Source organism: Clostridium sp. UBA5119 (assembly GCF_002414285.1).
GTDB classification, from domain to species: domain Bacteria; phylum Bacillota; class Clostridia; order Clostridiales; family Clostridiaceae; genus Clostridium_J; species Clostridium_J sulfidigenes.
Genome location: NZ_DHYX01000088.1, coordinates 1 through 4,535, shown reverse-complemented (window position 1 = coordinate 4,535; position 4,535 = coordinate 1). Strand labels below are relative to the sequence as shown.

Here is a 4,535-nt window from a genome sequence, read left to right as displayed (position 1 = left end):
GGGTAGGTTGTTGCCAGGTCAATGTTCCGCGATAGCTCAACGGTGGAGCACTCGGCTGTTAACCGATAGGTTGGAGGTTCGAATCCTCTTCGCGGAGCCATTTTTTATAAGATAACTTACGGCGGGCTTTTAAGTCGGCTTATTTTGTTATAGTAAATAATATAACAAAATAATATTTATATTTTAATTTTATATTGAATTATAGTATTATGTGAGGATAATAATATTAAAAACTGAATAATAACGATGATAAAGAAGAGTAGTAATAAAGATTTTAAAGAGAGATGATGGTGGGTGTAAGTCATCATATTAATATTATGAAGGGAGCTTTTGAGTTAGTGATAAATTTTAAAGATGAGCTTTAGCTAATAAGGGTGGAACCGCGGATTAATTTCGTCCCTTAATTGGTTAAAGTTTTTTATTTACAAATATTAATTTGTTAATTGCAATTAATAATAAAAAACATTGATGGAGGTAATGAATATGGCAAAAGAATTAACTATGGATAAAATGGTAGCTTTATGTAAAAATAGAGGATTTATATTTTCTGGGTCTGAAATTTATGGAGGACTTGCAAATTCGTGGGATTATGGTCCTTTAGGTGTGGAATTTAAAAATAATGTTAAAAAAGCTTGGTGGAAAAAGTTTGTTCAAGAAAATCCTTATAATATAGGCTTGGATTGTGCTATATTGATGAATCCAGAAGTTTGGGTAGCAACAGGTCATGTAGGTGGATTCTCTGATCCATTAATGGATTGCAAAGAATGTAAGGCTAGATTTAGAGCTGATAAGTTAGTTGAAGATCATATGGTTTCAGAAGGAGCAGAAGTAGCTGTAGCTGATGGATGGACTAATGAAGAGTATAAAGAATATATCGTAAAACACAATGTGGTTTGTCCAAAGTGTGGGAAAATGAATTATACAGATATAAGAAAGTTTAACCTTATGTTTAAAACTTTCCAAGGCATAACTGAAGACAGTAAAAATGAAATATATTTAAGACCTGAAACAGCTCAAGGTATATTTGTAAACTTTAAGAATGCTCAAAGAACATCAAGAAAGAAAGTGCCTTTTGGAATAGCTCAAATAGGTAAATCTTTCAGGAATGAAATTACTCCAGGTAACTTTACCTTTAGAACAAGGGAGTTTGAGCAAATGGAGCTTGAATTTTTCTGTAAGCCAGGAACTGACTTAGAGTGGTTTGAATATTGGAAAGAGTATTGTAAGAATTTCTTATTTAACCTAGGAATGGGTAAGGAAAATCTAAGGTTTAGAGATCATGAAAAAGAAGAACTATCATTCTATAGTAATGCTACTTGTGACATAGAGTTTTTATTCCCATTTGGATGGGGTGAGCTTTGGGGAATAGCTGATAGAACAGACTATGACTTAAAAAGACACATGGAACATTCAGGAGAAGAGCTATCTTATCTAGATCCAACTACTAATGAGAAATATGTACCATACTGTATAGAACCATCATTAGGAGCTGATAGAGTTGCATTAGCATTCTTGTGTGAAGCTTATGATGAAGAAGAACTAGAAGGCGGAGATGTTAGAACGGTGATGCATCTTCATCCAGCATTAGCACCATTTAAGGCTGCGGTACTTCCGCTTAGTAAGAAATTAAGTGAAAAGGCTCTTGATGTATATGGAATATTATCTAAAAAGTTTAATGTAGATTATGATGAGGCTGGAAGTATAGGAAAGAGATATAGAAGAGAAGATGAAATAGGAACACCATTCTGTATTACTATTGACTTTGACACTATAGAAGATGAAAGTGTTACAGTAAGGGATAGAGATACTATGGAACAAGTAAGAATGCCAATAAGTAATCTAGTATCCTATATAGAAGGAAAAATGGAATTTTAATAGAAGTCTATATAGATTTAAAATAGCTCTAGGCATTAATTTGCTTGGAGTTATTTTATAGTAAAGAATATAATAAGTTGAATATGTAAAGTAAAAATATATTGGTATGATAAATTAAGGGTGTTTAAAAAATGTATTGTAGTCTAAAATTTAAATAGAAATTGTATTTAAGGGTTCATTACTGGAGATTTATATAAATGAATAAAAAAATAACCGGATTTGCATCCGGTAAAAAATAGGGTTTAATCATGGGGATATGTTATGTGCAATGTTAAACCTTTGGGGAAAAGTTTTAACACCTTTACTTACGGCACAAACAGATTATATCATATTGAAAAACTCATAGCAATAGCTTTTTTAAAAAATAATAAATTAAATTGAAAAAACAATGGAAAGTTAGCAGATTCAGGGGGAAAATAGGCGAAAATAAAGAAAATAGGGGAACTTTTGCAATAAATAGAATAAGTATTTTTCATAGAGTTTTTTTAAGTTTAATGTAATGATATAATTATAGTATAGAAGTAAGCTAATATATGGCGGTACTGGAGGAATAAGAATGAAAAGAAATTTTAGTGAGTTTAAGAAGTTTATTAAGGATAAAAATGTAGCAGTAGTAGGAATAGGGGTAAGCAATATACCGCTTATAGAGTTCCTTATTGGGTTAGGAGCTAAAGTAACTGCATTTGATAAAAAGAATATAGAAAAACTTAAAGAAGTTGTAGACAAGTATCAATGCAAAGGAGTTAAATTTGAATTGGGAGAAGGATATCTATCTAATTTGCGTGGCTTTGATGTTATCTTTAAAACCCCATCTATGAGAATTGATAGTAAAGAATTAACTATAGCCCAAAATGAAGGTTCATATATAACATCTGAGATGGAGGAGTTTTTAAGATATTGTCCTGCTAAAGTATACGGTATAACAGGAAGCGACGGAAAAACAACAACTACATCTTTAGTATATAGTATTTTAAGTGCGGCAGGTTTCAAAACTTGGATTGGAGGGAATATAGGTACCCCATTATTCACAAAAATAGAAGAAATATCACCAGATGATAAGGTTGTTCTTGAATTATCAAGTTTTCAACTTATGACTATGGATACATCTCCAGAAGTAGCTTTAATTACAAATTTATCACCTAACCATTTAGATATGCATATAGATTTACAAGAATATATAGATTCGAAAAAGAATATATTTAAATATCAGAATAAAGATAACCTGTTGGTGTTAAATGAAGACAATGATGTTACAAGAAATATTAAAGGGGAAGAAAATGGGCGTCTTTATACTTTTAGTAGAAATAGTGTTATAGAAAATGGAGCTTACTATAAAAGTGGAAATCTTTTTGCTAGAGGTAAAAAGGTATGTAATGAAAGTGAAGTATTGCTTAAAGGTATGTATAATATAGAAAATTTATTAGCAGCCTTCGCTTTGATAATGGATGATGTGGATGTAAAATATATGAGAGAAGTCGCAATTACTTTTAAAGGTGTAGAACATAGAAATGAATTTGTAAGAAGCTATAGAGATGTAGAATATTATAATAATTCTATAGCTTCAAGTCCTACTAGAACATTAGCAGGTATAAAAGCTTTTGAAAAACCGGTAGTATTAATTGCTGGAGGACGTGATAAAAAAGTTCCTTTCGATCCATTAGCATATGAAGGATATCCATATATTAAATCATTGATTTTGCTTGGGGAAGCTAAAGAACAAATTAAAAAAGTTTTTGACAAATTAAAAAATGAAAAGGGTATCCATGTTGATATTCATATGGTTGATACGTTAGAAGAAGCTGTAAATAAAGCAGTAGAAATATCAGTAAGCGGAGACATAGTAGCATTAGCTCCAGCATGCACAAGCTTTGATATGTTTGAAAACTTTGAGATTAGAGGAAATAGGTTTAAAGAAGTTGTTAAGAATTTAAAGTAATAGAGCATTATTAAAAAATATATATATCTATAATACTTTGTATTAACGTAATAATAGAAAGATATACTCCTAGAACGCAGTTTTGATTTACTGTTTTCTAGGAATATACTTTTTTAATCATAATGTCAATTAAATTGTAAAGAATACTATAAGAAGATTATACTAGATTGTTAGGTTAGTTATAAGTAATAGTGACACTCTATTGTACTTCACATTTTAATAGCTCTTGTAATCTGGGTATACAAATGGCAAATCTCTTTGAAACCATCATGGATAGAATAACTATTTAACTAGGTATATATAACTAGTTTTCAATTCATATACGTAACTATTTATTCTAAATCTATATACTCAGAGTGGTTTATAAGATTTTACAGATAAAAAACATATAATTAATTAGTACTATACGCCATATCATAAATAAATTTAAAAAACTTAACCAAGTGTATCAATACATGTAAATTAGAGAAAAAATAAGAAATTTAGAGCAAATAAAGGATAATTTTTATATATAATTACATAAGTTAAGAAGAGAAAGCAAACCCTATGATATTATAAATCTCGTCACTAAGTGATGCGAACTTCAAAGTTCAAATCTAGATAACTTTAAAAATGGATTTAAACAAAAAAGTTTTAAAAAGTTATTGACATAACAAAATGATGGTGATAAAATTTAAAAAGTAGTCAGTCGGTAGATTGATGAAAACCAAATGGTCTTTGAAAA

General features: G+C 29.8%; 2 protein-coding genes, 1 tRNA gene and 1 other annotated feature. All 3 genes read left to right on the top strand.

Features of this window, described 5'->3' with window-relative positions; all coding sequences use genetic code 11:
* Positions 1-25 precede the first annotated feature (25 nt).
* Positions 26-100, top strand: a tRNA-Asn gene (locus tag B2671_RS13755).
* A gap of 137 nt (positions 101-237) precedes the next feature.
* Positions 238-404 (top strand) — a binding site (T-box leader).
* 79 nt (positions 405-483) lie between these two features.
* Positions 484-1,875: a glycine--tRNA ligase gene (locus B2671_RS13750; RefSeq protein ID WP_346870915.1), complete on the top strand. Its 1,392-nt coding sequence runs from the start codon at positions 484-486 to the stop codon at positions 1,873-1,875.
* 556 nt (positions 1,876-2,431) lie between these two features.
* Positions 2,432-3,811: a UDP-N-acetylmuramoyl-L-alanine--D-glutamate ligase gene (gene murD / locus B2671_RS13745; RefSeq protein WP_346870914.1), complete on the top strand. Its 1,380-nt coding sequence runs from the start codon at positions 2,432-2,434 to the stop codon at positions 3,809-3,811.
* Positions 3,812-4,535: the final 724 nt, after the last annotated feature.

What these genes read in the sequence shown, in the direction of transcription:
- B2671_RS13750 (WP_346870915.1), top strand. Translation starts at nt 484, where the DNA reads ATGGCAAAAGAATTAACTATGGATAAAATGGTAGCTTTATGTAAAAAT.
- murD (WP_346870914.1), top strand. Translation starts at nt 2,432, where the DNA reads ATGAAAAGAAATTTTAGTGAGTTTAAGAAGTTTATTAAGGATAAAAAT.